The 25,867-nt window shown below is 71.1% G+C and carries 27 protein-coding genes and 1 riboswitch; of the genes, 12 read left to right on the top strand and 15 right to left on the bottom strand.

Annotation, left to right across the window (positions count from 1 at the left end):
- Positions 1-145: 145 nt before the first annotated feature.
- Entirely contained in the window at positions 146-1,741 is a 1,596-nt protein-coding gene (locus DFP88_RS11435; RefSeq protein WP_110814606.1) for a tetratricopeptide repeat-containing sulfotransferase family protein, read from the top strand.
- 100 nt (positions 1,742-1,841) lie between these two features.
- Here the strand turns inward: DFP88_RS11435 and DFP88_RS11430 are convergent, their stop codons facing one another.
- The 8 genes from DFP88_RS11430 to ybeY all read right to left on the bottom strand — a co-directional run bounded on the left by DFP88_RS11430 (position 1,842) and on the right by ybeY (position 9,200).
- The gene (locus tag DFP88_RS11430; RefSeq protein ID WP_110814605.1) at positions 1,842-2,456 is read right to left on the bottom strand and encodes a (d)CMP kinase; all 615 of its coding nucleotides are present in this window, start codon (positions 2,454-2,456) and stop codon (positions 1,842-1,844) included.
- Positions 2,457-2,498: 42 nt separating this feature from the next.
- On the bottom strand, positions 2,499-2,630 hold the full coding sequence (locus tag DFP88_RS17475; protein WP_281268175.1) for a hypothetical protein: 132 nt from the start codon (positions 2,628-2,630) through the stop codon (positions 2,499-2,501).
- Positions 2,623-3,975, bottom strand: a complete 1,353-nt coding sequence (gene aroA, locus DFP88_RS11425; RefSeq protein ID WP_110814604.1) for a 3-phosphoshikimate 1-carboxyvinyltransferase — start codon at positions 3,973-3,975, stop codon at positions 2,623-2,625. The genes DFP88_RS17475 and aroA overlap by 8 nt, the downstream gene beginning before the upstream one ends.
- Before the next feature lie 65 nt (positions 3,976-4,040).
- Positions 4,041-4,742: a tRNA (guanine(46)-N(7))-methyltransferase TrmB gene (trmB, locus tag DFP88_RS11420; protein ID WP_110814603.1), complete on the bottom strand. Its 702-nt coding sequence runs from the start codon at positions 4,740-4,742 to the stop codon at positions 4,041-4,043.
- An 83-nt stretch (positions 4,743-4,825) separates the two neighbouring features.
- Positions 4,826-6,007: a methionine adenosyltransferase gene (gene metK / locus DFP88_RS11415; protein ID WP_110814602.1), complete on the bottom strand. Its 1,182-nt coding sequence runs from the start codon at positions 6,005-6,007 to the stop codon at positions 4,826-4,828.
- Positions 6,008-6,015: 8 nt separating this feature from the next.
- Positions 6,016-6,063: riboswitch (SAM-SAH riboswitch) on the bottom strand.
- Between the two features lie 12 nt (positions 6,064-6,075).
- On the bottom strand, positions 6,076-7,614 hold the full coding sequence (lnt, locus tag DFP88_RS11410; protein WP_110814601.1) for an apolipoprotein N-acyltransferase: 1,539 nt from the start codon (positions 7,612-7,614) through the stop codon (positions 6,076-6,078).
- A gap of 108 nt (positions 7,615-7,722) precedes the next feature.
- The gene (locus DFP88_RS11405) at positions 7,723-8,649 is read right to left on the bottom strand and encodes a hemolysin family protein (RefSeq protein WP_110814600.1); all 927 of its coding nucleotides are present in this window, start codon (positions 8,647-8,649) and stop codon (positions 7,723-7,725) included.
- 44 nt (positions 8,650-8,693) lie between these two features.
- The gene (gene ybeY / locus DFP88_RS11400; protein WP_110814599.1) at positions 8,694-9,200 is read right to left on the bottom strand and encodes an rRNA maturation RNase YbeY; all 507 of its coding nucleotides are present in this window, start codon (positions 9,198-9,200) and stop codon (positions 8,694-8,696) included.
- A gap of 85 nt (positions 9,201-9,285) precedes the next feature.
- Between ybeY and DFP88_RS11395 the strand changes: the two genes are divergently transcribed.
- Positions 9,286-10,398, top strand: coding sequence for a transporter substrate-binding domain-containing protein (locus DFP88_RS11395; protein ID WP_110814598.1), 1,113 nt, complete (start codon positions 9,286-9,288; stop codon positions 10,396-10,398).
- Between the two features lie 10 nt (positions 10,399-10,408).
- On the opposite strand, the gene DFP88_RS11390 is transcribed toward DFP88_RS11395, so the two are convergent.
- The 4 genes from DFP88_RS11390 to miaB form a co-directional block, all read right to left on the bottom strand.
- On the bottom strand, positions 10,409-11,422 hold the full coding sequence (locus DFP88_RS11390) for a PhoH family protein (protein WP_110814841.1): 1,014 nt from the start codon (positions 11,420-11,422) through the stop codon (positions 10,409-10,411).
- A 141-nt stretch (positions 11,423-11,563) separates the two neighbouring features.
- Positions 11,564-11,938: a hypothetical protein gene (locus DFP88_RS11385; protein ID WP_425450834.1), complete on the bottom strand. Its 375-nt coding sequence runs from the start codon at positions 11,936-11,938 to the stop codon at positions 11,564-11,566.
- A 12-nt stretch (positions 11,939-11,950) separates the two neighbouring features.
- Positions 11,951-12,496, bottom strand: coding sequence for an OmpA family protein (locus tag DFP88_RS17470; protein ID WP_281268172.1), 546 nt, complete (start codon positions 12,494-12,496; stop codon positions 11,951-11,953).
- 102 nt (positions 12,497-12,598) lie between these two features.
- Entirely contained in the window at positions 12,599-13,903 is a 1,305-nt protein-coding gene (miaB, locus tag DFP88_RS11375; RefSeq protein WP_110814597.1) for a tRNA (N6-isopentenyl adenosine(37)-C2)-methylthiotransferase MiaB, read from the bottom strand.
- Between the two features lie 93 nt (positions 13,904-13,996).
- Between miaB and DFP88_RS11370 the strand changes: the two genes are divergently transcribed.
- Complete coding sequence (locus tag DFP88_RS11370; protein WP_110814596.1) at positions 13,997-14,848, top strand: hypothetical protein; 852 nt, start codon at positions 13,997-13,999, stop codon at positions 14,846-14,848.
- Positions 14,849-14,855: 7 nt separating this feature from the next.
- Here DFP88_RS11370 and DFP88_RS11365 read toward each other — a convergent pair whose 3' ends face one another.
- Complete coding sequence (locus DFP88_RS11365; RefSeq protein ID WP_110814595.1) at positions 14,856-15,359, bottom strand: type III secretion system chaperone family protein; 504 nt, start codon at positions 15,357-15,359, stop codon at positions 14,856-14,858.
- A gap of 294 nt (positions 15,360-15,653) precedes the next feature.
- On the opposite strand from DFP88_RS11365, the gene DFP88_RS11360 reads away from it, so the two are divergent.
- The gene (locus tag DFP88_RS11360; protein WP_181418631.1) at positions 15,654-16,691 is read left to right on the top strand and encodes a M42 family metallopeptidase; all 1,038 of its coding nucleotides are present in this window, start codon (positions 15,654-15,656) and stop codon (positions 16,689-16,691) included.
- 17 nt (positions 16,692-16,708) lie between these two features.
- Positions 16,709-17,299 (top strand): HAD family hydrolase, encoded by a 591-nt coding sequence (locus DFP88_RS11355; protein WP_110814593.1) that lies wholly within the window; start codon positions 16,709-16,711, stop codon positions 17,297-17,299.
- A gap of 112 nt (positions 17,300-17,411) precedes the next feature.
- On the opposite strand, the gene DFP88_RS11350 is transcribed toward DFP88_RS11355, so the two are convergent.
- Positions 17,412-17,660, bottom strand: coding sequence for an accessory factor UbiK family protein (locus tag DFP88_RS11350; protein WP_110814592.1), 249 nt, complete (start codon positions 17,658-17,660; stop codon positions 17,412-17,414).
- Positions 17,661-17,775: 115 nt separating this feature from the next.
- Here DFP88_RS11350 and lgt point away from each other — a divergent pair, with 115 nt between their 5' ends.
- From lgt to DFP88_RS11330, 4 genes are all read left to right on the top strand, one after another.
- Positions 17,776-18,672, top strand: a complete 897-nt coding sequence (lgt, locus tag DFP88_RS11345) for a prolipoprotein diacylglyceryl transferase (protein ID WP_110814591.1) — start codon at positions 17,776-17,778, stop codon at positions 18,670-18,672.
- A complete protein-coding gene (locus tag DFP88_RS11340; protein ID WP_110814590.1) occupies positions 18,669-19,739 on the top strand; it encodes a class I SAM-dependent methyltransferase in 1,071 nt (356 codons plus the stop codon). Before lgt ends, DFP88_RS11340 begins: the two co-directional genes overlap by 4 nt.
- A complete protein-coding gene (gene pgeF / locus DFP88_RS11335) occupies positions 19,736-20,491 on the top strand; it encodes a peptidoglycan editing factor PgeF (RefSeq protein ID WP_110814589.1) in 756 nt (251 codons plus the stop codon). The genes DFP88_RS11340 and pgeF overlap by 4 nt, the downstream gene beginning before the upstream one ends.
- A gap of 117 nt (positions 20,492-20,608) precedes the next feature.
- Entirely contained in the window at positions 20,609-21,376 is a 768-nt protein-coding gene (locus DFP88_RS11330; protein WP_245904784.1) for a Hint domain-containing protein, read from the top strand.
- Here DFP88_RS11330 and DFP88_RS11325 read toward each other — a convergent pair.
- Positions 21,373-21,873, bottom strand: a complete 501-nt coding sequence (locus DFP88_RS11325; protein WP_110814588.1) for an Lrp/AsnC family transcriptional regulator — start codon at positions 21,871-21,873, stop codon at positions 21,373-21,375. The two genes, DFP88_RS11330 and DFP88_RS11325, sit on opposite strands and share 4 nt — an antisense overlap.
- Positions 21,874-22,091: 218 nt before the next feature.
- On the opposite strand from DFP88_RS11325, the gene trxB reads away from it, so the two are divergent.
- The 3 genes from trxB (at position 22,092) to DFP88_RS11310 (ending at position 25,772) form a co-directional block, all read left to right on the top strand.
- Entirely contained in the window at positions 22,092-23,114 is a 1,023-nt protein-coding gene (trxB, locus tag DFP88_RS11320) for a thioredoxin-disulfide reductase (RefSeq protein ID WP_110814587.1), read from the top strand.
- A gap of 131 nt (positions 23,115-23,245) precedes the next feature.
- The gene (locus DFP88_RS11315; RefSeq protein WP_245904783.1) at positions 23,246-24,958 is read left to right on the top strand and encodes a bifunctional sulfate adenylyltransferase/adenylylsulfate kinase; all 1,713 of its coding nucleotides are present in this window, start codon (positions 23,246-23,248) and stop codon (positions 24,956-24,958) included.
- Between the two features lie 103 nt (positions 24,959-25,061).
- On the top strand, positions 25,062-25,772 hold the full coding sequence (locus DFP88_RS11310; protein ID WP_110814586.1) for a hypothetical protein: 711 nt from the start codon (positions 25,062-25,064) through the stop codon (positions 25,770-25,772).
- The last annotated feature ends 95 nt before the right edge of the window (positions 25,773-25,867 follow it).

Raw genomic sequence — 25,867 nt, 5'->3', positions numbered from 1 at the left:
GGTCCGCGACCGTCACCGCCGCTTCGACAGGCGCCATATAGACGCCGCGTCCCCCTCGATCAAGCATCTTGCGCCGCCGCATCTTCACCCATCGTCAACCAATCGGCTCCTAGCCTGCCCCGGAGGGCAAGCGAAAGGCGCGGCGATGGCGGTGCGGGCAGATCTGCGCAGGGCAGAGCAGGCGATGAAGGACAGCCCGGTGCAGGGCGTCCTCGCCTGCATGGCGATCCTGGGGCGCCATCCCGCCAATGGACCGGCGCGCGCCATGCTGCGCGCCATGGACGGCGCCCAGCGCCGGCAGGTCCTCTCCAGTGCCGCCGCCCTCGGACAGGCGGGGCACTGGCAGCAGGCGCTGGCCCTCCTGCAACCGCTTTCCGCCCACCACCCCGCCGATCCCGCCCTCGCCCTCGCAGAGGCGCAGGCCTTGGGCCACCTCGGCCTCGACGCGCAGGTGCCGGCGCGGCTGGCGGCGCCGCGCCGCGCGCATCCGGACGATCCGGACCTGATGGCGCAGGAGGCGCTGGCCCGCTTCCGCGCCGGCGAGACCGCGCAGGCGGAGGCGCTGCTGGCACGGGCCGCGCCGCTGCGCCCCGGGGACGGGCGCATCGCCAACAACCTCGGGCTGATGCGGCAGGTCCTGGGCGATCTCGCGGGGGCGGAGCAGGCCTTTCGCGCCGCCGTTTCAGGCAAGGACCGCTTCGCCGGTGCTTGGCTGAACCTCGCCGCGCTGACCGATCTCAACCAGGAGCCGGCGCTGCGGGCCGCGCTCGAAGGCGACGGCCGCGATGCGCAGCGCCCCGACATGGACCGCGAGATGCTCGCCTTCGCGCTGGCCGATACCGCCCTTCACCGCGGCGACCTGCCGGAGGCCTTCGCCCGGCTCGAGACCGGGAACGCCCTGCACCGGCAAAGCCACCCGCACGACGAGGCCGCGCTCGCGGCGCGGGTGCGGGCCATGGCGGATCGCCTGCCCCCAGGCTTCGCGACGCAGGCGCAGCCCTGCCGCGTCGTGCTGATCGTCGGGATGCCCCGCTCCGGCACGACCCTGCTCGAACGCATCCTCGACGCCCATCCGATGATCGAGGGCTTGGGCGAACAGGATACCCTCACAGCCCAGGTGCCGGCGCTGGACAGCCGCCTCGCGGCCTGGACGCCGGAGGCCCTGAACCACCTCGGTCGGACCTACATGGCCGCGCTGACCGCCGCCGCCCGTGGCGATGCGCCCGTGCTGGTCGACAAGATGCCCGGCAATGCCCTCGTCGCGGGCTTCGCGCTGGCCGCGCTGCCGGAGGCGCGGGTGATCCACATCCGGCGCGATCCCATCGCCTGCGCCGCCTCGATCTGGCGGATGCGCTTCAGCCAGGGCAATGACTTCGCCTATGCGATGGAGGATATCGCCACCCGCAGCCAGCTGACCGAGGCGATGATGCAGCACTGGAAGGCGGTCTTCCCGGACCGCATCCAGACCACCCTCTACGAGGTGCTGACCGCCCGCCCCGAGGCCGAGACCCGCCGCATCCTGACCGGCCTCGGCCTGCCCGCCGATCCCGCCTGCCTGTCCTACAGCGGCGCGACAGGAGAGGTGCGCACCGCCAGCGCGCACCAGGTGCGCCAGCCGATCTGGCGCAGCGCTCCAGGCAGCTGGCGCAGCCTCGGCCCGCATGTCGCCCCCCTCGCCGACCTCCTGCAAGAGGCCGCCACAGCACACGAGCGGGCCTGCGCCGAGGCTCTCGCCGGTTAAGCGCGCGCCCCTTCTTTTCTTTGAAAATATCCCGGGGGTGCGGGGGCTGGCCCCCGCTGCAACCGCCACCGCAGCGCTGCCGCCAGCGGGAAAGGCGCCCTCAGCCCCGGCCGAGCTTCCCTTCGACCAGCGCCACGGCCCGCGCCACGGCCTCCTCCGCCCCGATGTCCGAGGTATCCAGCGTCACGCCGTCGGCCGCGGGCACCAGCGGCGCCACGTCGCGCGCGCTGTCGCGGGCGTCGCGGGCGCGCACCTCGGCCAGCACCTCCGCCGGATCGCTCTCGAAGCCGCGGCCCAGCAGCTCCGCATGCCGCCGCTCGGCGCGCCGCTCGGCGCTGGCGGTCACGAAAAGCTTCACCTCGGCCTCGGGGCAGATCACCGTGCCGATGTCCCGCCCGTCCAGCACCGCCCCGCCCTCGGAGCGGGCGAAGGCCCGCTGGAACTCGAGCAGCGCCGCGCGCACCTCGGGGATCACGGCGACCTCGCTCGCCGCCTGGCCGACGGCAGAGGTCCGCAGGCTCGGCTTCTCCAGCGCCTCGGGCTTCAACGCCTGCGCCGCGGCGATGGGCTCCGCCCCCTCCAGCACCAGCGCGCCCACGGCGCGGTAGAGAAGACCAGTGTCGAGGTGGCGAAAGCCGAAGCGTTGGGCCACGGCCCGGCCGATCGTGCCCTTGCCCGCCGCCGCGGGCCCGTCGATGGCCACGGTGAAGATCATCTGCGCCTCCCCTCTCGTCCCGGGCCCGTCGGCCCGGGCGTTCTAGAACTGCGGCGGCGTGCCGGCATAGGCCTCGAAGAGGCGCACCGCCGCCAGAAAGCCCAGCACGGTGGCCACGGTGATCTGCCGCCGCCGCTTGCGGCGCTGCTCTGCGGTCACCACGCCGTCAGCCATTGCTGCGCGCGATCGCGGCGCCGAGGCCGGTCATCAGCGGCTCGAAGATCGGGAAGGAGGTCGCGATCGGCTGCCCGTCATCGACCGTCACCGCCCGCTGGCTGGCGAGGCCCAGCACCAGAAAGGCCATGGCGATCCGGTGATCGAGCCGGCTTTCGACCCGCGCCCCGCCCGGCACGCCGCCGGCGCCGAGGCCATGGACGATCCACCAGTCCTCGCCCTCCTCGACCTCGACGCCGCAGGCGCGCAGCCCCTGCGCCATGGCGTCGATCCGGTCGCTTTCCTTGACCCGCAGCTCGCCCACGCCGCGCATCACCGTCGGCCCCTCGGCGCAGGCGGCGACGACCGAAAGCACGGGGTATTCGTCGATCATGCTGGCCGCGCGCTCGGGCGGGACCTCGATCCCGCGCATGGCGCCGGAGAAGCGGGCGCGCAGGTCGGCCACCGGCTCTCCACCCTCGTCGCGGGGGTTCTCGTAGGTCAGGTCGGCGCCCATCTCACGCAGCGTCTCGTAAAGGCCGGCGCGGGTCGGGTTCAGCCCGATCCCCGGCACCAGCACGTCGGAGCCTTCGGCGATCAGCGCCGCGCAGACCGGGAAGGCCGCGGACGAGGGATCGCGCGGCACGGCGATGCTCTGCGGGCGCAGCTCCGGCTGGCCGGTCAGGGTGATGACGCGCCCCTCGGGCCCCTCTTCGACCGTGATCTCGGCGCCGAAGCCGGCCAGCATCCGCTCCGTGTGATCGCGCGTCGCCTCGCGCTCGATCACCTGCGTCTGCCCCGGCGCGCCGAGGCCGGCGAGGAGGACGGCGGATTTCACCTGCGCGCTCGGCACCGGGACGGTGTAGCGCACCGGCTGCGGATCGCGCGCGCCGATTAGCGTCAGCGGCAGCCGCCCGCCCTCGCGCCCCACAGCCGCGGCGCCAAACAGCGCCAGCGGATCGGTCACACGCCCCATCGGGCGCGAGCGCAGCGAGGCATCGCCGGTGAAGGTCGCGGTGATGGGCGAGGTCGCGGCGGCGCCCATGATCAGCCGCACCCCGGTGCCGGAATTGCCGCAGTCGATGACGTCCTCGGGCTCGGCGAAGCCGCCGGTGCCGACGCCGTGGATCGACCAGGCGCCCTCGCCCGTCCGCTCCACCTGCGCGCCGAAGGCCCGCATCGCGGCGGCGGTGTCCAGCACGTCCTGCCCTTCGAGCAGGCCGGTCACGCGGGTCTCGCCCACGGCGAGCGCGCCAAGGATCAGCGCGCGATGCGAGACCGACTTGTCGCCCGGAACCTCGGCCCGGCCCTTCAGCCCCGTGCCGCGGCGCGACACCATCGGCATCGGCTCACCATGTGCTGCCATCGATCGTCCCCTGTTCCTGCCACGCTTGTAACGCGGCGCCCGCGCCGGTGAAAGTCCCCCGCCCCTTAGCGCAGGAAGCTCATGTAATGCGGGCGCCGCCCCTCGCGCAGGGCCTTCTGCTCGTAGCGGGTCGAGGGCCAGTCCTCCCAGGCCGTGCCGATATCGTGCTCCACCCGGGTGAAGCCGGCCTGCGGCACCTCTTCCAACGTCTGGCGCACGTAATCCTCGATATCCGTCGCCACCCGCAGCATGGCGCCCGGCGCCATCGCGCGGCGCAGGGGCAGGAGATGCTCTTCGGTGACGAAGCGGCGACGGTGGTGCCGCGCCTTGGGCCAGGGATCGGGGTAGTTCAGAAAGGCGCGCTCGATGCTGCCCTCGGGCAGCACGTCGAAGAGGTTGCGCGCATCGCCCGGATGCAGCCGCACGTTCTGCTGCCCGCCCTCCCGCAGCTTGCCCAGCAGCATCGCGATGCCGTTAACGAAGGGCTCGCAGCCGATGAAGCCGATATCGGGATAGCGCCGCGCCATCGCGGCCAGATGCTCTCCGCCGCCGAACCCGATCTCGAGCCAGACGGGCCGGCCCTCGAAGATGGTCTTCAGGTCCAGCGGCGCGCGATCCGGGTTCTCCTCCCATTCGACGCCGTGCACGGTCAGCCGCGGCAGGTCCTCGTCGAGGTAGCGCCGCTGCGCCGGGCGCAGCTGCTTGCCATGGGTGCGGCCGTAGAAATTGCGCCTCGGGGCGCCGGGAAACTGGTTCGCGCTGCTCATGGCGCGGCGCAGTAGCGCGCCGGGCGCACGGCGGCAAGCGCCGCCCTGCGCATCGGCGCGCGCCTGCCTTGCCGAGGGCCGCCCTAGACCGCGGCCTTCAGCGCCTCGGCCAGATCCGTCCGCTCCCAGGAGAAGCCGCCGTCGGCCTCGGGGGCGCGGCCGAAATGGCCGTAGGCGGCGGTGCGCTGGTAGATCGGCCGGTTCAGCCCAAGATGCTCGCGGATGCCGCGCGGCGTCAGGTCCATCGCCCGCGCCACGGCGCGTTCGATCGCCTCGGCCTCGACCGCGCCGGTGCCATGGGTATCGGCCCAGATCGACAGCGGGCGCGAGACGCCGATGGCATAGGAGAGCTGCAGGGTGCAGCGCTCGGCCAGGCCGGCGGCGACGACGTTCTTGGCGAGGTAGCGCGCGGCATAGGCGGCAGAGCGGTCGACCTTGGTCGGGTCCTTGCCGGAGAAGGCACCGCCGCCATGCGGAGCCGCGCCGCCGTAGGTATCGACGATGATCTTGCGGCCCGTCAGACCCGCGTCGCCGTCCGGCCCGCCGATCACGAAGGTGCCGGTCGGGTTGATCCACCACTCGGTCGCCTCGGTGATCCAGCCCTCGGGCAGAACCTCGCGGATATAGGGCTCGACGATGGCGCGGATATCGGCGCTGCTCTGGCTTTCGTCGGCATGCTGGGTCGAGAGCACGATCTGCGCCGCCTCGACCGGCATGCCGTTCTCGTAGCGCAGGCTGATCTGGCTTTTCGCATCGGGCCGCAGCAGCGGCTCGGCGCCGGACTTGCGCACCTCGGCGAGGCGGCGGAGGATCCGGTGGGCATAGTGGATCGGCGCGGGCATCAGCTCGGGCGTCTCGCGGCAGGCATAGCCGAACATGATGCCCTGGTCGCCGGCGCCCTCTTCCTTGCCCTCGGCGGCATCGACCCCTTGGGCGATATGCGCCGACTGCCGGTGCAGCAGGTTGCTGATCTCGACCGTCTGGTGGTGGAACTCGTCCTGCTCGTAGCCGATGTCGCGGATGCACTCGCGCACGATGCCCTCGACGCGGCCGAGGTGCCGCGTCAGCGCCTCGGGGTCGGACAGGCCGACCTCGCCGCCGACGACCACGCGGCCGGTGGTGGCAAAAGCCTCGGCCGCGACGCGGGCCTCAGGCTCTTCGGCGAGGAAGGCGTCGAGGATGGCGTCCGAGATCCGGTCGCAGACCTTGTCCGGGTGCCCCTCGGAGACGGACTCCGAGGTAAAGATGTAATTCTTGCGCGACATACGGGAATTGCTCCATTGTGCTAGCCCGCCACGCCAGGAAGCCGTTGTGACGGGAACATCCTTCCTGCCTAGGCCCGCAGGGCAGCCGGGTCAATCGCTGCCCGCCGGACTGGCAAAGCAGCGATGAAGGCCGCGCAGAGCAGCAGCGCCATCGGCCAGCTGCCGAAGCGGGCAAAGGGCGTGACGCCCAGCGCCGGCGGCAGCGCGGCATCCAGCGCCCCTTCGTGCCCCAGATCCAGCCGCGCCAGCACCCGCCCGCGCCCGTCGATCATCGCCGAGATGCCGGTATTGCCGACGCGCACCATCGGCAGCCCCATCTCGATCGCCCGCAGCCGCGCCTGCGCGAAGTGCTGATAGGGCCCCGAGAGGGTGCCGAACCAGGCGTCGTTGGTCACCAGCATCAGCATCCGGGGCCGCACCGCGCCGCGCGCGGCGCCTGCCGAGACCTCGCCGGCAAAGATTCCCTCGTAGCAGATCAGCGGCAGCGCGGTGCCGATGCCCGGCACGGCCACGGGCCGCAGCCCCTGCCCCGCGCTGTAGCCGCCCCCCTCGGAGGCGGCGAGGCCGTAGATCCCGAAGCGCGCCATGATGTCGCCGAAGGGAACGAACTCGCCGAAGGGCACGAGGTGGCTCTTGTCGTAGATATCCGCCGGGCGTCCGCGCGCATCGAGCACGGCGAGGCTGTTGTACCAGCGCGCCCCCTCGCGCCGCTGCAGGCCCAGCGCCACCGGCACGCCGCCGACGGCCTGCGCGGTCTCTTCCAGCAGCCCGCCGGCCACGTCGAGCGGCCAGGGGATCGCGACCTCGGGCCAGACGATCAGGTCGGGGCGCGGATCGCCCGGCGCCCCAGCGCTGAGCGCGAGCAGCCCATCGAAGAAGATCTGCGCCATGGCGGGATCGGATTTCAGCGCCTGCGCCTGGTTCGGCTGCACCAGACGCACCAGCGGCGCCTCGGGCCGCGGCGCGGGCGCCGGGCCGGGGTCCAGCACGATCCAACCGCCCGCCATGGCGAGGGCCGGCAGCGCGAGCCATGGGCGCGGCCCGACCCGCGCGATGACAGCGGCAAGGCCCAGCGTCAGGGCGGTCAGCAGAAACGGCCCGCCCAGCGCCGAAAGCTGCGCGAGGGGCGTGTCGATCCAGATGTGTCCCGGCAGCGACCAGGGAAACCCCGAGAACAGCCAGGACCGCAGCATCTCCGCCAGGCACCAGGCGGCGACCAGCGCCCAGATCCGCCGCCTCCAGCCCAGCGCGAGGGCCGCGCCCCAGTACAGCGCCATGCCGCCGGGCAGCAGCACCAGCGCGAAGGGCGCCATCCAGCCGTCGCGGGCGATGTCGACGAAGAAGGGCTCCACGATCCAGGACAGCGACAGGCCGAACCAGCCGAAGCCCAGCGCCCAGCCGTGAAGAAAGGCGGCGCGGCGGCTTTGCGCCGCGGGCAGCCGCAGCGCCAGCGCGAGCGCGGGCAGCGTGATCCACCACCATCCCAGCGGCGCGAGGCCCAGCGCCGCCAGCGCGCCCAGCGCGGCGGCAGCAGCCGGGCGCGCGCCGCGCCGCGCAAGGAGGCGCGCGAGGGCAAGGTCGTCGTGGGAACGGGGGATCGGCGTCATGTCTCGGACCGGATCAGCACGCCGCCAGCCGGCGCGGCGCCGCTGCACCACGAGCGGGGTGCAGGGTCAAGCGCGGGCGGCGGCGCACCGCCGCCCGGCCATGCGGCCTCAGGCCGCCTCGGGATGGGTGACGCGCACCCGCAGGCGCTTGATCCGGCGCGGATCGGCGTCGATGATCTCGAACTCCGGCCCGTCAGGATGCGGGATCACTTCACCGCGCGCGGGCACCCGGCCGGCGATCAGCGAGACGAGGCCGCCCAGCGTATCGACCTCTTCGTCGATATCCTCGTGCGCGCGCAGGTCGCGGCCGATCTCGGCCTGGAACTGGTCGACGGGGGTCTTGGCCAGCGCCAGCCAGACGCCCGGCCCCTCGCGGACGAAGTTCTTCGCCTCGTCGACGTCGTGCTCGTCCTCGATGGCGCCGACGACGGTCTCGATCAGGTCCTCGATGGTGACGAGGCCGTCGGTGCCGCCGTATTCGTCGATCACCAGTGCCATGTGGATGCGCTGCGTCTGCATCTTGGCCAGCAGCACCCCCAGCGGCATCGAGGGCGGCACGTAGAGCAGCTTGCGCAGCAGGCGCGACAGGTCGAAAGCCGGCGTGTCGGGCGCGAAGGCGTGGCGCAGGGCGAAGTCCTTCAGGTTCACCAGCCCCACGGGCGTGTCGAGCGTGCCGTCGAAGACCGGCAGCCGGGTCAGCCCGCTTTCGCGGAAAACCTCGACCAGCTCCTCTTCGGATATGGTGATCGGCACCGCGACGATGTCGGCCTTGGGGACCGAGACCTCCTCGACGCGCATCCGGCGCAGGTTCAGCAGACCCGGCACCTGCAGCGTCGGCGTGTAGGACACCGCCTCTACCGCGGCGGCCTCCTGCGGGCTCAGCGCATCGAATATGCGGTGGAAGAAGCCGCGATTGGCCCCGTCACCGCCGCTCTCCGCGCCGTTGCGGGCCCGATCGGTGCTAGATCGGTCCTGCGGCGCGTCTTCGTCCCGTCCGGCCGTGTCGGCCGGGGACGATTCTCTGTCTTCGCCCATCGTCTCCTTCCCATGCGGCCCCGTGATGATTCGAGGCGCTTCGGTCATTGCGCTCCGCTATATGGGTCCGCGACCCCCAGCTTGCCAAGTATTTCCGTCTCCAATCCCTCCATCAGGCCGGCATCCGCCTCGGTCTCGTGGTCGAACCCGAGCAGATGGAGCACGGCATGCACCAGAAGATGCAGCACATGCGCCTCCGCGCGCAGGGCGCCTGCCTCGGCCTCGGCCATGCAGGTCTCGTAGGCGATGGCGATATCGCCCAGTTCCTGCGCCATCGGTCCCGTGGCCTCGGGCAGCTGCGGCATCGCGCCCGCCCGCTCCGCGCCGCGCTCTTCCGAGGGCCAGCTCAGCACGTTGGTCGCCTTCGGCTTGCCGCGGAAATCGGCATTGAGCTCGGCGATGCGGCTGTCCGAGCATCCCAGCAGGCTGATCTCGAAGCGCGCCGGCTTCAGCCCCAGCCGCGTCAGCACCGCCGCGGCCGCCTTCTCGGCCAGCGGCTCGAGGCCGATGCGCCCCCAGCGGCTGTCTTCGATCATCGTCTCGACGGTCATGCCGGCCCTCCCGCTCCCCCGACGGCGGGGGTTGCCTGACTGCCCCATGCTTTGACAGCATCGCCGGGTCAACAAGGAGCACCCGGTGACGCAAGCAATTCGCCTCTTCCTCCTCGCCTGCCTGACGCTTTGCGCCGCCCTGCCCGCCGCCGCGCAGCAGGATCGGCCCGGCGCCGCCGCCGGTCTTTTCGACCCGGGCCAGGCGCAGGCCCTGCCCGAGGGGCCGCTGCGGGTCGGGGTGCAGCCGATGCCGCCCTTCGCCTCGCGGACCAAGGATGGCGCCCACCTGGGGCTGGCGGTCGACCTCTGGCGGCTGATCGCCGAGAGCGAGGGGCTGACCTTCGATCTGGTCGCGCTGGAGCCGGGCGGGGCCGAGGCCGCGCTGCGCGAGGGGCGCGTCGATCTGGCCCTGCCGGTGATCGCCACCGAGGCGCGCGAAGAGGCCTTCGACCTGACGCAGCCGATCTACACCGCGACCATGGGCGTGGCGGGGCATTCCGACAGCCGCCTGTGGACCGTGGTGACGGGCTTTGCCTCGCTGGCCTTCCTGCGGATCATCCTCGGGCTGTCGCTGCTGCTGCTGATCGTCGGCGCGCTGATCTGGCTGCTCGAGCGGCGGCGCAACGGCGAGCAGTTCCATCATGGCGCGGCCAAGGGGCTGGGCGACGGCTTCTGGTGGGCGGGCGTCACGCTGACCACCATCGGCTACGGCGACAAGGCGCCGGTGACCACGGCTGGCCGCGCGGTGGCGATGCTGTGGATGCTGGTCGGCCTTGCCGTCAGCTCGATCCTGACGGCCACGGTAGTTAATCTGACCGGCATCGACGCCGACCTGCAGCTGCCCGAGGCGCTGGCGGACCAGACCGTCGGCGTGGTCGAGGGCAGCTCCACCCAGGTCTACCTGCAGGGCGCGGCGGCAGAGCTGGCGCCCTTCCCGGACCTGCCCGCGGCGCTCGCCGCGCTCGAGGCGGACAGCGTCGACAGCGTCGCCGCCGCGACGCCCGCGCTGCGCAGCGCGATCGCCGATCGCGGCGCCTACGACTGGACGGTGACCACCAGCACGCTCGACCCGGCGCTCGTCGCCTTCGCCCTGCCGCAGGGCTCTCCCCTGCGCGAGGGGCTGGACCGGGCGCTGCTGCGCCTTCTGTCCAGCGAAAGCGGCTGGACCCTGACCGAGCGCTACATGCCTGAGGGCTGATGGCCCGCCGTCAGGGCGTGTCGGCCTCGTAGGCGTCGATGATCGCGGCGACCAGCGGGTGCCGGACCACGTCCTTCGAGGTGAAGTAGTTGAAGGCGATCTTCGGGATGCCCTTCAGCAGCCGCTCGGCGTCATGCAGCCCCGAGGCGACGCCGCGCGGCAGGTCGACCTGGCTGCGGTCGCCCGTAACCACCATGCGGCTGCCCTCGCCCAGGCGGGTCAGGAACATCTTCATCTGCATGGTCGTGGCGTTCTGCGCCTCGTCCAGCACGACGAAGGCGCGGGCCAGGGTGCGGCCGCGCATGAAGGCCAGCGGCGCGATCTCGATCATCTTCTGCTCGCGCAGCTTGGCCACGTCGCGCGCGCCGAGGAAATCGTTCAGCGCGTCGTAGAGCGGCTGCATGTAGGGATCGACCTTCTCCTCCTGCGTGCCGGGCAGGAAGCCCAGGCGCTCGCCCGCCTCGACGGCGGGGCGGCAGAGGATGATCCGGTCGACATGACCTTGCATGAACATGTTCACGCCGGCGGCGACGGCGAGGTAGGTCTTGCCGGTGCCGGCGGGGCCGATGCCGAAGGCCAGCTCGCTTTTGTAGAGGGATTGCACATAGGCCTTCTGCGCGGCGGTGCGCGGCTCGACCATCTTGCGGCGGGTCTTGATCTCGATCCGCTCGGCCTCGCCGCCCTTGAAGAGGGCGATCTGGTCGCCGCCCTGCGCCTCGGGCGCGGTGGCGGCGACGGCGGGCATGCGCAGTTCGCGGTCGACATCCGCCGGCTCGACCGTGCGGCCGCTTTCCAGCCGCTCGTAGAGCGCGCGCAGCACGCCCTCGGCCAGCCGCACGGACTCGTCCTCGCCGATGATGCCGAGCCGATTGCCGCGGCGCAGGATCTGCACGTCCAGACGCTCTTCTATGGTCGCCAGGTGGCGGTCGTGCTCTCCGCAGAGGTCAATCAGCAGAAAGTTGTCGGAAAATTCGAGAACCGTTTCGGGTTGAGTGGCGATGGTCGTCAAGCAGCGCTCCTTCAGGCCTGATGCGCCCTGCCTCACCGGGCCACCTTTATGGTGGCGATTGCGGAGCGGCGGCGCAAGGCATCAGCTGCCCTGCACGGCACCAAAGGCAGCGGCCCCCTGCCCCAAGGCCGCCAGAAAGCGCTGGCGAGGCCGCGGCTAGAGCAGGTCCGGCAGGGGCGAGCCCTCCTTGAAGGGGCCGACCGCGGTACCCGGCTCTCCCACGCCGGAGCAGACGGGGCGCCCGTCGGGCTGCAGCCGCTCGGAGAGATAGCCCTCCAGCCCGTCGTCGATGATCCAGTGATCGCAGCCCTCGGGGTCGATCCAGATCCCGGCGACCAGATCCGCGGGGCCGTGCCGGTTTATGAACCCGTCCGAGGATTTGTCTCCCGAAGCCGGCCCGCAAGCCGCGGCACCGGCCAGCAGCAGCAGGGCGCCGCCCCGCCGCAGGGCGAGGCCAGCGCGCCGTCCCACCGTCCCGGAGCGGCCCGCCTCTTGCGGGACGAGGCCCGATTCGTCTTGTGCAGGACCCATCTCGCCCCTCCTTCAGCGCAGGCAGTAAAGCTCGACACGGCGGTTCTGCCGCATCCCCTCAGCCGTGGCGTTCGAGGCGCGCGGCTGCCGTTCGCCGTAACCGGTCACGTCGACGACGCGGGTTCCGGCGGCGCGGGCGACATCGGCCACGGCCTCGGCCCGCCGGGTCGAAAGCGCCATGTTCGCCGCGTCGGAGCCGCTGCTGTCGGTATGGCCGTGCACCAGCACGCCGTAGGCCTGCGCCTCGGCGAAGAAGCGCTGCAGGCTTTGCCGCTGGGCGGGACCGAGGTCAGCGCGGCCGGCGGCGAACATGGTATCGGTGGGGACGATGCCGCAGATCGCGCTGCGGCGGCAGACCGGGCGCCCGTCCCGCGTTCGCCGCGGCGACATGTAGCCCTCGGCCCCGTCGTCCATCACCCAATGCTCGCAGCCGTCCGGGTCGATCCAGATGCCGGGGGTATAGACCTCGGCCCGCGCGGGACTGCCGAAGGCGAAGACCAGCGCCAGAAGACCCAGAAGGATCGAGACGAACAGATATGCCGTAGATCGCGCGCCCAAGACGAAGCCTCCGCCACAAGTGCCGCGCGGCCCCTTGGGCGCGCGAGCGTCATGGCAAAGCCTTAGGCCCCAATCCTTAGCACAAGGTGAACGGCGGCGCGGTCAGGCGACGAGCGCGCCGGCGAGGGAATTGGGCGCAGAGGCGGTGATCCGCACGGGCCGGATCTGCCCCGCCAGCTCCTGCGGGGCCTCGGCATGGACGGCGAAGAGGTGATCGGACTTGCCGATCATCTGCCCCGGCATCCGGCCCGGTTTCTCGAAGAGGACATGCGTGACCTTGCCGACCATCGCCTCCTGCGCCGCGCGCTGGCCTTCGGTCAGCAGGGCCTGCAGCCGCGACAGCCGCTCGTCCATGACCTCGGGCGCGACCTGACCCTTGCGCTCGGCCGCGGGGGTGCCGGGGCGCGGCGAATACTTGAAGGAAAACGCGCTGCCGTAACCGACCTCGCGCACCAGCGAGAGCGTCTCCTCGAACTCGGCATCGGTCTCGCCGGGGAAGCCGACGATGAAGTCCGAGGTCAGCAGGATGTCGGGCCGGGCGGTGCGGATACGCTCCACCAGTCGCAGGTAGTCTTCGGCGGTATGCTTGCGGTTCATCGCTTTCAGCACTCGGTCAGAACCGGACTGCACCGGCAGGTGCAGGTAGGGCATCAGCTTGGCCTCGTCGCCATGGGCGGCGATCAGCGCCTCGTCCATGTCGTTGGGATGGCTGGTGGTATAGCGGATCCGCTCCAGCCCGTCGATCGCGGCCAGCCGCCGCACCAGCGCCGCCAGCCCGCCGGCCTCGCCGTGCCAGGCGTTGACGTTCTGGCCCAGCAGCGTGACCTCGCGCACCCCGGCTTCGACAAGGCCGCGGGCCTCGGCCTCGATCCGCTCGGCGGGGCGGCTGACCTCGGCGCCGCGGGTATAGGGCACGACGCAGAAGGCGCAGAACTTGTCGCAACCCTCCTGCACGGTCAGGAAGGCGGTCGGCCCGCGCTTTGCCTTGGGGCGGGCGGCCAGCTTCTCGAACTTGTCCTCTTCGGGAAACTCGGTGTCGACGGCGCGGGCACCGGTCTGCACCGCCCGCTCCATCGCCGGCAGGCGGTGGTAGCTTTGCGGGCCGACGACGAGGTCGACCAGCGGCATCCGCGTCAGGATCTCCTCGCCCTCGGCCTGCGCCACGCAACCGGCCACGCCGATCTTCAGGTCCGGCTTCGCATCCTTCAGGGGGCGCAGACGCCCGAGGTCGGAATAGACCTTCTCGGCGGCCTTCTCGCGGATATGGCAGGTGTTCAGCAGCACCATGTCCGCCTCTGCCGCATCCTCCGTCCGCTCGTAGCCGGGCAGCGCCTCGGCCATGCGCTCGCTGTCGTAGACGTTCATCTGACAGCCATAGGTCTTGATGTAGAGCTTCTTCGGGGCCATCGGCGGGCTCCTGGAACGGGAATGCAGGGGATCGGCGTCTGCCGATACCAGAGGAGAGGGCGCCCTTGCAATGCGGGCGCGGCGGAGGGGCGATTGCGCTACGACAGCCTGAAGCAGTTCCTGCGCCGGGGGCGCGACCATCTGGCGCGCGGACCCATCGCGCTGATCCTGGCCGAGGATGCCGCGCTGATCGAGGAGAGCCTGCAGCACCATGCCGCTTGCGGCTTCACCCCGATCCTTTTCGCCCCGCCGCAGATCGAGGCGCCGGAGGGGGTGATCCGCGTCACCGCCGACACGCTGGCCCCCGACGCGCTGCGCGCCATCGCCAACCCGGTAATCGCCGCCGCCCGCCCCGGCACATGGCTGCACATCGGCTACAACGCGGAGTTCCTGATGTTCCCCTTCCGCGAGACCCGGCATGTCGCCGATCTCTGCGCCTTCGCCGAGGAAGAGCGGCGCGCTGTCATCCCCGCCCCGGCGATCGACCTCTATGCCGGCGACCTCGAGAATGACCCCGAGGGGCTCAGCCTGCAGAACGCCTGGCTCGATGCGGGCAGCTACTACGCGCTGGCACGGCAGGGGCCGGAGGGCGCGCCCCTCGACCGGCAGGCCGCGCTCTTCGGCGGCCTGCGCTGGCGCCTCGAGGACCATGTGCCCCCCGCCAGCCGCGACCTGCACCGCCCCGGGCTGATCAAGGTGGCGCGGGGGCTGCGGATCGGCCCGGACCTGCGGCTGAACCGGGCAGAGATGAACACCCTCTCCTGCCCATGGCATCGCAGCCCGACGGCGGCGCTGTGCTCCTTCCGCACGGCGAAGGCGCTGCGGCGCAACCCCGCCTCGCGCGGAGCGATCCGCAACTTTCGCTGGCCGGGATCGCGGCGCTTCGACTGGGACAGCCGCCAGCTGATGACGCTGGGGCTGATGGAGCCGGGGCAGTGGGTCTGAGGCGGCCTCAGGCCCGGCCGTAGGCCTCGGCGATGGCGACCTGCACGGCCTCTGCGGGGCTGCGGCCGGCCCAGTTCACCAGCTGGAAAGCGGGGTAGAAGCGTTCGCAGGCGGCCACGGCGCTTTCGATCATCGTGCCGATCTGCTCGGGGCCGGCGATCTGCTCTCCGGCAAGGACAAGGCCGTAGCGCCAGACCATCATCTTCTGCTCGGCCCAGTAGCTGAAGCTGCCGGCCCAGCACATGTCGTTGATCCGGTTGAGAAGCTCGTAAAGCGCCGGCAAGCGGTCCTCCGGCGGCTCCATCTCGAAGGTGGCGATCAGGCGCAGCGTCTCGTCGCCCGCCGACCAGGCGAGGGTCAGCGAATAGCCGCGCCACTGGCCCTCGACGGCCATGGCGATCTGGTCGCTGCCGATGCGGTCGAATTCCCAGTCGTGATGCTCGGCCAGGTGCTCCACCAGGTCGATCGGGTGGATCTCGCCGGTGTCGATGTACTGCTCAAGGACTGCCATGGCTGCGGCCTCATCTGCTGCTGCGCGTCGGGGCAATGCCACCAACGGCTGGGTGCCTGCTCTAGCGGCGGTGGGTCTTGGCGCCGCCCCTACGAGATATGGAACGGTCCAGGCCCCGATCTGTAAAGTGAATATTTGGGGACAACTCGAGCTAAGCCGCAAAATCTTGTGGATGGATCGAGATGCACCCCGATTGTGCAGCCTCTGCACGATGACCGCGCGGCGCCCGGCCTTGCCCTTGCCCCGCCCCTGCGCCAGCTTGCGCGCAAGCCAAGGAGAGACCTGATGAGTGATATCAACATCGACCTGCTGCGCCGCCTGACCCATACCCCCGGCGTTCCGGGCGCCGAGCACCGGGTGCGCGACCTGATCGCCGCCGAGGTCGAAGGGCTCTTCGACGAGGTCACGACCGACCCGATGGGCAGCCTGCTGTGCAAGCGCAACGCCGCCTCGCCGGACGCGCCGAAGGTCATGCTGCTGTGCCACATGGACGAGATCGGCTTCCTCGTCAGCCATATTGACGAGAAGGGCTACATCTACCTGCTGCCGGTCGGCGGCTTCGACCCGCGCAACCTCTTCTCGCGCCGCGTTCTGGTCTGCACCGAGGATGGCGATATCCCGGGCGTGATGAACCCCGGCGGCAAGCCGATCCACATCTCCACCCCCGAAGAGCGCAAGAAGGTGCCCGAGCTGGGCGAGTTCTACGTCGACACCGGCCTCGGCAAGGCGGCGGCCGACAAGGTGCGCGTGGGCGACATGGTCGTCATGGACGGCCCGCTGATCGAGATGGGCGACAAGATCATGTCCAAGGCGCTCGACAACCGCGTCGCCTGCTGGCTGGGGATCGAGGCGATGCGCGCGCTTGGCGATGCCGGCCGCGGCGCCGAGATCCACGTGGCCTTCACCGTGCAGGAAGAGGTCGGCCTGCGCGGCGCCCGCACCGCGGCGCACCGCATCCAGCCCGACATCGGCATCGGCGTCGACACCACGCTCTCCTGCGACACCCCCGGCGTGCCGGAAAAGGACCGCACCACGAAGCAGGGCGAGGGCTTCGGCCTGCACCTGCGCGACAGCAGCTTCATCGCCGACCGCGACCTCGTCGCCCAGGTCGAGGCGCTGGCCAAGGAGAAGGGCATCCCCTTCCAGCGCACCATGCTGCAGGCTGGCGGCCAGGACGGCGCGGCGGCGCAGCAGGCGGCCTCGGGCGCGAGAGCAGTCGGCATCGTCGTCGGCACGCGCTACATCCACACCACGACCGAGATGGTGGACCGCACCGACCTCGGCGCCGCGCGCGATATCCTCGCCGCCTACCTCGCCACCTTCGAGGGGTGACGCAGGCCCGCTGCCTGATGCTCGATGTCGACGGGGTGGTCGTTCTCGGCCGCCCCGACGGCCGGCACTGGCGCGAGGGGCTCGAGGCGGTTCTCGGGCTGGCGCCGCAGCGCCTGGCCGAAGCCTTCTTCGATCCCTACTGGCCCGAGATCGTGACCGGCCGCCGCCCGCTGCGCCCCGCGCTGCGCGCGGCCCTGGCCGATTGCGCGCCGCAGGTCTCGGCCGAAACCCTGATAGACTACTGGTTCGCCGCCGATGCGCAGCTGAACCGCCCGCTCCTCGAGGCGCTGGTCCACCTGCGCGCCGCCGGCCTGCAGGTGCACCTGGCGACCAACCAAGAGCACGAGCGCATGGCCCACCTGCTGCAGGAGATGGGCCTCGCGGATCACGTCGATGCCGCCCATCACTCCGCCGCGCTGGGCGTGTGCAAACCGGACGAGGCTTTCTTCCACCGCATCGCCGCGCGCACGCAGCTTCCGGCCAGCGCGCATCTGCTGATCGACGACGCGCCCCGCAACGTCGAGGCCGCGCGCCGCGCCGGCTGGCTGGCCGAACCTTGGCAGGGCGAGGGGCTCGTCCCCCTCCTCGCGCGCCACGGCTGGGCCTAGGCACGAAAAAGGGGCCGACCTACCGGCCCGCCCCTTCTTCTCTTTTCAAATATCCTCCGGGGGTGCGGGGGTGGAAAACCCCCGCTCCTGCCGCGTCAGACGCGCCGCGGCCTTACTGAGCGTGCTTGGCTTCCAGCGCCGCGACCCGCGCCTTCAGCGCCTCGTTCTCCTCGCGGGCCTTCTGCGCCATGGTGCGCACGGCGTCGAATTCCTCGCGCGTGACAAGATCGCGATCGGCGAGCCAGCGGTCGATCATGCCGTTCATCGCCGTCTGCGCCTCGTCCCGCGCGCCCTGTGCCACGCCCATGGCATTGGTCATCAGCTGCGACAGGTCGTCGAACATCTTGTTCCGGGTCTGCATGGCTCTCTCCGCGTTTGGGCTTTGCCGCAATATGGGCGGCGCCCCGCCGCCAGACAAGCGGCCCGCTGGCCCGCGGTCGATTGACACCCGCCCAACCGCGCCGCAGACAGCGCCCATGGCTGGCCCGATCCCCTATCCGAACATCTCGCCCGAGGTCTTCTCGGTGACCCTCTTCGGCACCGAGTTCGCCCTGCGCTGGTATGCCCTCGCCTATATCGTGGGCATCCTGATCGGCTGGCAACTCGTCGCCGCCGCACTGCGCCGCCCGAGGCTCTGGCGCAACGAGACGGCGCCGATGACCGCCGCGCAACTCGAAAGCCTGCTCAGCTGGATCGTCGTCGGCGTGATCGCCGGCGGTCGGCTGGGCTACGTGCTGTTCTACCGCCCCGGCTACTATATTCAGAACCCGGCCGAGATCCTGATCCTCTGGGAAGGCGGCATGGCCTTTCACGGTGGGCTGATCGGCGTCGTGCTGGCGATCGCCCTCTTCGCGCGGGCCAACCGCCTGCCGCTTTCGGGCGTGGCAGATGCCGTCGCCTTGGCGACGCCGCCGGCGCTGCTGCTGGGCCGGATCGCCAATTTCATCAACGCAGAGCTCTGGGGCCGCCCAACCGACCTGCCCTGGGCCGTGGCCTTCCCCGGCCAAGCGGCGCAGGACTGCCCCGGGGTCGAGGGGCTTTGCGGGCGCCACCCCTCGCAGCTTTACGAGGCCGGGCTCGAGGGGCTGCTGCTGGGTACGCTGCTGATCGCCATGGCCTTCGGCCTCGGCGCGCTGAAGCGGCCCTGGCGGATCGGCGGCACCTTCCTTCTGGGCTACGGCGTCGCCCGTTTCCTGGTCGAGCTGGTGCGCCAGCCCGATGCGCAGTTCGTTTCGCCCGGCAATCCCACCGGCCTCGCCGTGCAATTCGGCGGCTGGGGCCTGACACAGGGGCAGATCCTGTCGCTGCCGATGATCGTGATCGGCCTGGCGCTGATCCTCTGGTCGCGGCGCACCCGCCCCGCCCCGGCATGACGGCGCTCGGCGATCTGCTGGCGGCGCGGATCAGCCGCGAGGGGCCGATCACCCTGGCCGATTACATGGGCCAGTGCCTGCTGCACCCGCAGCACGGCTACTACAGCACCCGCGATCCGCTGGGCGCGGCGGGCGATTTCACCACCGCCCCCGAGATCAGCCAGATGTTCGGAGAGCTGATCGGCCTGTCGCTGGCGCAGGCCTGGCTGCAGGACGGACGCCCCGAGAGCATCGTTCTCGCGGAACTCGGCCCCGGACGCGGCACGCTGATGGCCGATGCCCTGCGCGCCACGGCGCGCGTGCCCGGTTTTCACGCCGCCCTGCAGCTGCACCTCGTCGAGGCCTCGCCCGCCCTGCGCGCCGAGCAGGCCAGCCGCCTGCCGCAGGCACAGTGGCACGACCGGATAGAGACCCTGCCCGAGGTCCCGCTCTACCTGGTCGCGAACGAATTCTTCGACGCCCTGCCGATCCGCCAGTTCCAGCGGGCCGGTTCTGGCTGGCGCGAGCGCATGGTGACGCAGGCCGAAGGTCAGCTCTCCTTCGCGCTCGCCCCGCCCGCGCCGCAGCCGCTGCTGCACCACCGGCTGGAGGACACCGAGGACGGCGATCTGGTCGAGCTTGCCCCCGCCCTGCCCGGCATCGCCTCCGAGATCGGGCGGCGGATCGCGGCGCATGGCGGCGCCGCGCTGATCTTCGATTACGGCGGCTGGCGCAGCCGCGGCGATACGCTGCAGGCCCTGGCCCGGCACGAGACCGCTGATCCGCTCGCCGCGCCGGGCGAGGCCGACCTGACCGCCCATGTCGACTTCGAGGCGCTGGCCCGCGCCGCCGACCCGGCCCGCGCCAGCGAGATGTGCGGCCAGGGCGTCTTCCTTGAACGGCTGGGCATCACGCCGCGCGCGCAGGCGCTGGCGCAGGGGCTGACGGGCGCGGCGCACACCGCCCATGTCGCCGCGCATCGCCGCTTGACCCACCCGGGCGAAATGGGCGACCTTTTCAAGGTGCTGGGTCTTTACCAGCAGGGCGCGACACCGCCACCCGGCCTGGGCGAAGGAGGGCAGGCTTGACCCTCGACATCATCACCTCGGGCCACCTCGGCGGCCTGCGCCACGGCTTCTTCGGCCGCTCGGGCGGGGCGTCCTCGGGCGTCTTCGCCGGGCTGAACTGCGGGCCCGGCAGCTCTGACCAGCACGAGGCAGTGCGGATCAACCGCGGCCGCGCGGCCGAGGCCCTTGGCCTGCCGCCCGAGCATCTGGCCGGCCTCGCGCAGGTCCATTCCGCCGATGTCGTCACGATCGAGGCGGTGCCCGCGCAGCCGCCGCGCGCCGATGGGCTGGTCACCCGCGTGCCGGGCCTCGCGATCTCGGTGCTTTCGGCGGATTGCCAGCCGGTGCTGATGGCCGATGCCGAGGCCGGGGTGATCGGCGCCGCCCATGCCGGCTGGAAAGGCGCGCTTGCAGGCGTGCTCGAGGCGACGATCGCCGCGATGGAGGCGCAGGGCGCGCGCCGCGACCGCATCGCCGCGGTGATCGGCCCGACTATCAGCCGCGCCGCCTACGAGGTCGGCCCCGAAATGCAGGCCGCCGTGACCGCCGATGCCCCCGAGGCCGCGCGGTTTTTCGCCCCCGGCAAGGGCGACAGGCTGCATTTCGACCTGCCCGGCTACGGGCTCTGGCGGCTGCGGCGCGCCGGGATCGGCGCCGCGGACTGGACCGGGCATTGCACCTATGCCGACCCCGCCCGTTTCTTCAGCTACCGCCGCAGCACCCATGCGCGCGAGGCCGATTACGGCCGCCTGATCGCCGCCATCCGCCTCTAGGCGCGGGTACGGCGCGGACCGCCGTCTTTCCCCCTTCTCCCTGCCGCATTCCTGCCCCGCCCAGAGGGCAGGGTCGCCCGCAGCCGCGGCGCCGCCAGCGGCAGGAAGGGAAGGCAGATGTCAGATCCAGACCAGGGCCCCCGCGGCGCGGGCGCGACGCGGCCGATGCCGCTTCGTGCTGTGCCCGCACGCGCGCGCCCCGCGGCCACGCTGATGCGCCGCGTCGACATCCTCTATGCGCCGCCTGGCAGGCCGAACGAGGTCGAGGAGGTGACGCGCGCCGTGCCGGCGATCCCGGTCTTCGAGGATGCCGTCGCCGCCCTTGCCCGGGGCACGCTGCTGCCCACCGACCGCGGCACCGTCGCGGTCGAGGACCTGCTGCCCGGCGATGGCATCAAGACCGTCGAGGGCCGGTTCGAGCGCCTGCTCTGGCGCGGCAGCACGCCGATCGTTCCGGGCGTCGCCGGCCAGGCCCCCGGCATGGGGCGGCTGATCCGCGTCTCTGCCGATGCGCTGGGCATTGCCCGGCCGATGCCGGACCTGCTGCTGGGCCCCTGCGCCCGGCTGGTCCAGCGCGGCGCCCAAGGCGCCACCGGAACGCTGCCGGTCAGCGAGATGATCGACGGCGAGGGGGTGATCGAGGTCACGCCGCAATCGGCGGTGCAGGTCTACAACCTTGCCTTCGCCCGGCCGCAGGTCGTCGCCGCCAATGGCGTCGAGATCGAGAGCCACCATCCCGGCACCCTCGCCCGCTTCCCCCTGACTGGAGAGACGCTGGCCCTTTACCTGTCCTGCTTTCCGCACCTCGGCGGCCTAGCCGATTTCGGCCCCTCGGGCCTGCCGCGCCTGCGGCCCGCATCGGATGGCGCCTACGGCACAGCTTAGGCCTGGCTGGCCAGCCGCGCCTCAAGCACCTCGAAGGGCACGCCCGGCTCGGCCTTGGCGTTGCGGATCACCAAGCTCGTCTTGACGCTGGCGACATTGGGCGCCGCCGTCAGCTCTTCGGTCAGAAAGCGCTGGAAGCTGCGCAGGTCGGGCGCCACGCATTTGAGGATGAAGTCCACCTCGCCGTTGAGCATGTGGCACTCCCGCACGAGCGGCCAGTCGCGGCAGCGCCCCTCGAAGCCCGAAAGCTCGGCCTCGGACTGGCTGACGAGGCGCACCTGGGCGAAGACGGCGACATCGAAGCCCATCTCGCGCGGGTCGACCTCGGCGTGGTAGCCGCGGATATAGCCCTGCTCTTCGAGGGTGCGCACCCGGCGCAGGCAGGGCGGCGCCGAGATGCCGACACGGCGCGCCAACTCCACGTTGGTCATCCTGCCGTCGCCCTGAAGCTCGGCAAGGATCTTGCGATCGATCTCGTCCAGACGCGGTCCCGGCATGGTTCTCGTAATCCTCTTAAGACAGCGCGTCCCTACGCCCAGCCCTCGCCCGGCGCAACGATGTTTCAAGATCGGGTAACAATGCAAAGGGACAGCTTGCATTCGGGGATGCCGCCCCCTGTCCGGGCCGCCCCGGGGGCGGGGTTACATCGCCCAGCCGGCGGGGCTATATGCAGCGGGCTATCGAAGGCAAGCACAGGCCGCGAAGGGACCGCATCATGGCGCAAGACCGCAAGATGAAACTGCTGATCGTGGGCTCCGGCCCGGCCGGCTATACCGCCGCCGTCTATGCCGCCCGCGCCATGCTCGAGCCGGTCCTCGTGCAGGGGCTCGAGCCCGGCGGCCAGCTGACCACCACGACCGAGGTGGAGAACTGGCCGGGCGAGACCAGCACGCAAGGCCCCGACCTGATGGTCCGGATGGAGGCCCATGCCCGCGAGATGGGCGCCGAGATCGTCAGCGACATCATCACCGACCTCGACCTTTCGCAGCGGCCCTTTGTCGCGACGGGCGACAGCGGCACGACCTATACCGCCGATGCCGTGGTGCTGGCGACGGGCGCGCGCGCCAAGTGGATCGGTCTCGAGAGCGAGGAGGCCTTCAAGGGCTTCGGCGTCTCGGCCTGCGCCACCTGCGACGGCTTCTTCTACCGCGGCCAGGAGATCGTCGTGATGGGCGGCGGCAATACCGCCGTGGAAGAGGCCCTGTTCCTGACCAACTTCGCCAGCAAGGTCACGCTGGTGCACCGCCGCGACAGCCTGCGCGCCGAGATGGTCCTGCAAAAGCGCCTGCTCGAGCATCCCAAGGTCGAGGTCCTCTGGGACCACGAGCTTGACGAGGTGCTGGGCGAGGACAGCCCCAAAGGCGTCACCGGCGTCATGCTGAAGCATGCCAAGACCGGCGCCCCGAAGGAGCTGCCGGCCAAGGGCGTCTTCATCGCCATCGGCCATGCCCCGGCCTCCGAGCTGGTCAAGGACCAGCTCGAGACGCACCACGGCGGCTACGTCAAGGTCGAGCCGGGCAGCACCCGCACCAGCGTGCCCGGCGTCTTCGCCGCGGGCGACCTGACCGACCACGTCTACCGCCAGGCCGTCACCAGCGCCGGCATGGGCTGCATGGCGGCCCTCGACGCCGAGAAGTTCCTGGCCGAACACGAGGCCGCCGCCAGCGTGCATGGGCACGAGCGCGACGAGAGCCTGCCGCATGGCTACGGCGCCCCGGTCGAAGAGCAGGCGGGATAAAAGCGCCAAACGGGGCGGCTTGGCGACGGATTGCCGTCGCGGCGCCCTGGCCGGCGGTTTTGCCTTGAACCCCGACCGAGGGGCGGTCTAGGCGCAGGCGCAACGCCTTGCCGCACGGAGACCGCCCCATCATGGCCCAGAACCTCGCCCCCGTTCCCGAGCTGTACGTCTCGTACGACTCGGCGCAGAAGCTGAAGGTGGAGGCGGGCGACCTGCTCTCGCACGACCTGACGCCGCGCCAGATCTGCGACCTTGAGTTGCTGATGAACGGCGGCTTCAACCCGCTCAAGGGCTTCCTCGGCGAGGAAGATTACGACAGCGTCGTCGAGACGATGCGGCTGGCCGACGGCAGCCTGTGGCCGATGCCGATCACCCTCGACGTGGGCCAGACCTTCGCCGACCAGGTCGAGCCGGGCCAGGACATCGCCCTGCGCGACCAGGAGGGCGTGATCCTCGCCACCATGACCGTCACCGACAAGTGGGTGCCGAACAAGGCGCGCGAGGCCGAGAAGGTCTTCGGCGCCGACGACAGCGCGCATCCGGCGGTCAACTACCTGCACAACACCGCCGGGCCGGTCTACCTCGGCGGCCCCGTCACCGGCATCCAGCAGCCGGTGCACTACGACTTCAAGGCCCGCCGCGACACCCCGAACGAGCTGCGCGCGACCTTCCGCAAGCTGGGCTGGCGCAAGGTCGTCGCCTTCCAGACGCGCAACCCGCTGCACCGCGCGCACCAGGAGCTGACCTTCCGCGCCGCGCGCGAGAGCCAGGCCAACCTGCTGATCCACCCCATCGTCGGCATGACCAAGCCGGGCGACGTCGATCACTTCACCCGCGTGCGCTGCTACGAGGCGGTTCTGGACAAGTATCCGGGCAGCACCACCACCATGAGCCTGCTGAACCTCGCGATGCGCATGGCCGGCCCGCGCGAGGCGGTCTGGCACGGGCTGATCCGCAAGAACCACGGCGTGACGCACTTCATCGTCGGCCGCGACCATGCCGGCCCGGGCAAGAACTCCCAGGGTGAGGATTTCTACGGCCCCTACGACGCGCAGGAGCTGTTCAAGCAGCACGAGGCCGAAATGGGCATCGAGATGGTGCCCTTCAAACACATGGTCTACGTGCAGGAACGCGCCCAGTACGAGCCCATGGACGAGATCGAGGACAAGGACGAGGTCACGATCCTCAACATCTCGGGGACCGAGCTGCGCCGCCGCCTGCAGGAAGGGCTGGAGATCCCGGAGTGGTTCTCCTTCCCCGAGGTCGTGACCGAGCTGCGCAAGACCCGTCCGCCGCGCGCGAACCAGGGCTTCACCGTCTTCTTCACCGGCTTCTCGGGCTCGGGCAAATCGACCATCGCCAACGCCCTCATGGTCAAGCTGATGGAGGCCGGTGGTCGTCCCGTCACGCTTCTGGACGGTGACGTGGTGCGCAAGAACCTGTCGTCGGAGCTGGGCTTCTCCAAGGAGCACCGGGATCTCAACATCCGCCGCATCGGCTTCGTGGCGAGCGAGATCACCAAGAACGGCGGCATCGCGATCTGCGCGCCCATCGCGCCCTATGCCACCACCCGCCGCGCCGTGCGCGAGGACATCGAAAGCCACGGCGCCTTCGTCGAGGTGCATATCGCCACGAGCCTCGAGGAATGCGAACGCCGCGACCGCAAGGGCCTCTACAAGATGGCGCGCGAGGGCAAGATCAAGGAATTCACCGGTATCTCCGATCCCTACGACGTGCCGGAGAACCCCGAGCTGCGGATCGAGACCGAATCCTCGGACGTCGATCACTGCGCGCATCAGGTGATCCTCAAGCTCGAGCAGATGGGCCTCCTCGCCGGGAGCTGAGGTTGCCGCCTCCTTCGCCCTCTTCGGGGGCGGGGGAGGTCCCCTGCCCTTGCGGCGCGCGCCCCCGCGGGCCAGAAAGGTCCCCAGACAAGGGGATCCTTTCATGCGCCGCCTTCTGCCCTACCTGACATTGCTGCTGACGCTGACCTTCGCCGCCTCGGCCTGGGTCACGCCCTTTCCGGGCTTTCGCAACGACGCGCTGCCGATCCCGCAGCCTGATCCGCTGATCCAGCCCGCCGACTGGGCTTTCGCGGTCTGGGGCGTGATCTTCGCCTGGCTCATCGGCTCCGCCGTCTTCGGCGTGATCGCCCGCCGCGACGATGCCGCATGGGACGAGGCGCGGGTGCCGCTGTGCCTCTCGCTGCTCTTCGGCACGCCATGGCTGCTACTGGCCAAGCACAGCGCGGTTCTGGCCACCATCGACATCGTCATCATGCTGGTCTTCGCGCTGGCCGCGATGCTGCGGGCGCCGCGCCGGGACATCTGGTGGCTGGCCCTGCCCGTCGGCCTCTATGCCGGCTGGCTGACCGCCGCCAGCTTTGTCGCCCTCGCGATCACCAGCGCCGGCTTCGGCCTGATCTTCGGCAGCCTCGGCTGGGCCTGGGCCGGGCTGATCCTGGCGCTGACGGTGGCGCTTCTGGTGCTCGAGGCGCGGCCCTGGATCGTCACCTATGCCGTGACCGTCGCCTGGGCGCTGATCGGCATCCTCGCCAAGGACGCCTTCGCCCACCCGCTCTACAGCGCCGTGGCCCTGCTCGGCATCCTCGCGCTGGCCCTCGTAGCCTTCCGCGGCCAGAGCCCTCGCCGGGCCTGAGGGCCGCGCACCGGCCCCGCATCAAGGGGCGGCGCAGCCGCCCCTTGATGCGGGGCCGGGGCGCCAGACACTCGGACAGGCAGCTTGAGGACGCA

Origin of the sequence: Pseudoroseicyclus aestuarii, assembly GCF_003217255.1 — a bacterium.
Classification (GTDB): domain Bacteria; phylum Pseudomonadota; class Alphaproteobacteria; order Rhodobacterales; family Rhodobacteraceae; genus Pseudoroseicyclus; species Pseudoroseicyclus aestuarii.
This window is presented reverse-complemented; position numbering and strand designations above follow the sequence as displayed.

What these genes read in the sequence shown, in the direction of transcription:
- DFP88_RS11435 (WP_110814606.1), top strand. Translation starts at nt 146, where the DNA reads ATGGCGGTGCGGGCAGATCTGCGCAGGGCAGAGCAGGCGATGAAGGAC.
- DFP88_RS11430 (WP_110814605.1), bottom strand. Translation starts at nt 2,456, where the DNA reads ATGATCTTCACCGTGGCCATCGACGGGCCCGCGGCGGCGGGCAAGGGC.
- DFP88_RS17475 (WP_281268175.1), bottom strand. Translation starts at nt 2,630, where the DNA reads ATGGCTGACGGCGTGGTGACCGCAGAGCAGCGCCGCAAGCGGCGGCGG.
- aroA (WP_110814604.1), bottom strand. Translation starts at nt 3,975, where the DNA reads ATGGCAGCACATGGTGAGCCGATGCCGATGGTGTCGCGCCGCGGCACG.
- trmB (WP_110814603.1), bottom strand. Translation starts at nt 4,742, where the DNA reads ATGAGCAGCGCGAACCAGTTTCCCGGCGCCCCGAGGCGCAATTTCTAC.
- metK (WP_110814602.1), bottom strand. Translation starts at nt 6,007, where the DNA reads ATGTCGCGCAAGAATTACATCTTTACCTCGGAGTCCGTCTCCGAGGGG.
- lnt (WP_110814601.1), bottom strand. Translation starts at nt 7,614, where the DNA reads ATGACGCCGATCCCCCGTTCCCACGACGACCTTGCCCTCGCGCGCCTC.
- DFP88_RS11405 (WP_110814600.1), bottom strand. Translation starts at nt 8,649, where the DNA reads ATGGGCGAAGACAGAGAATCGTCCCCGGCCGACACGGCCGGACGGGAC.
- ybeY (WP_110814599.1), bottom strand. Translation starts at nt 9,200, where the DNA reads ATGACCGTCGAGACGATGATCGAAGACAGCCGCTGGGGGCGCATCGGC.
- DFP88_RS11385 (WP_425450834.1), bottom strand. Translation starts at nt 11,938, where the DNA reads ATGGGTCCTGCACAAGACGAATCGGGCCTCGTCCCGCAAGAGGCGGGC.
- miaB (WP_110814597.1), bottom strand. Translation starts at nt 13,903, where the DNA reads ATGGCCCCGAAGAAGCTCTACATCAAGACCTATGGCTGTCAGATGAAC.
- DFP88_RS11365 (WP_110814595.1), bottom strand. Translation starts at nt 15,359, where the DNA reads ATGGCAGTCCTTGAGCAGTACATCGACACCGGCGAGATCCACCCGATC.
- DFP88_RS11355 (WP_110814593.1), top strand. Translation starts at nt 16,709, where the DNA reads ATGCTCGATGTCGACGGGGTGGTCGTTCTCGGCCGCCCCGACGGCCGG.
- DFP88_RS11350 (WP_110814592.1), bottom strand. Translation starts at nt 17,660, where the DNA reads ATGCAGACCCGGAACAAGATGTTCGACGACCTGTCGCAGCTGATGACC.
- lgt (WP_110814591.1), top strand. Translation starts at nt 17,776, where the DNA reads ATGGCTGGCCCGATCCCCTATCCGAACATCTCGCCCGAGGTCTTCTCG.
- DFP88_RS11340 (WP_110814590.1), top strand. Translation starts at nt 18,669, where the DNA reads ATGACGGCGCTCGGCGATCTGCTGGCGGCGCGGATCAGCCGCGAGGGG.
- DFP88_RS11330 (WP_245904784.1), top strand. Translation starts at nt 20,609, where the DNA reads ATGTCAGATCCAGACCAGGGCCCCCGCGGCGCGGGCGCGACGCGGCCG.
- DFP88_RS11325 (WP_110814588.1), bottom strand. Translation starts at nt 21,873, where the DNA reads ATGCCGGGACCGCGTCTGGACGAGATCGATCGCAAGATCCTTGCCGAG.
- trxB (WP_110814587.1), top strand. Translation starts at nt 22,092, where the DNA reads ATGGCGCAAGACCGCAAGATGAAACTGCTGATCGTGGGCTCCGGCCCG.
- DFP88_RS11315 (WP_245904783.1), top strand. Translation starts at nt 23,246, where the DNA reads ATGGCCCAGAACCTCGCCCCCGTTCCCGAGCTGTACGTCTCGTACGAC.
- DFP88_RS11310 (WP_110814586.1), top strand. Translation starts at nt 25,062, where the DNA reads ATGCGCCGCCTTCTGCCCTACCTGACATTGCTGCTGACGCTGACCTTC.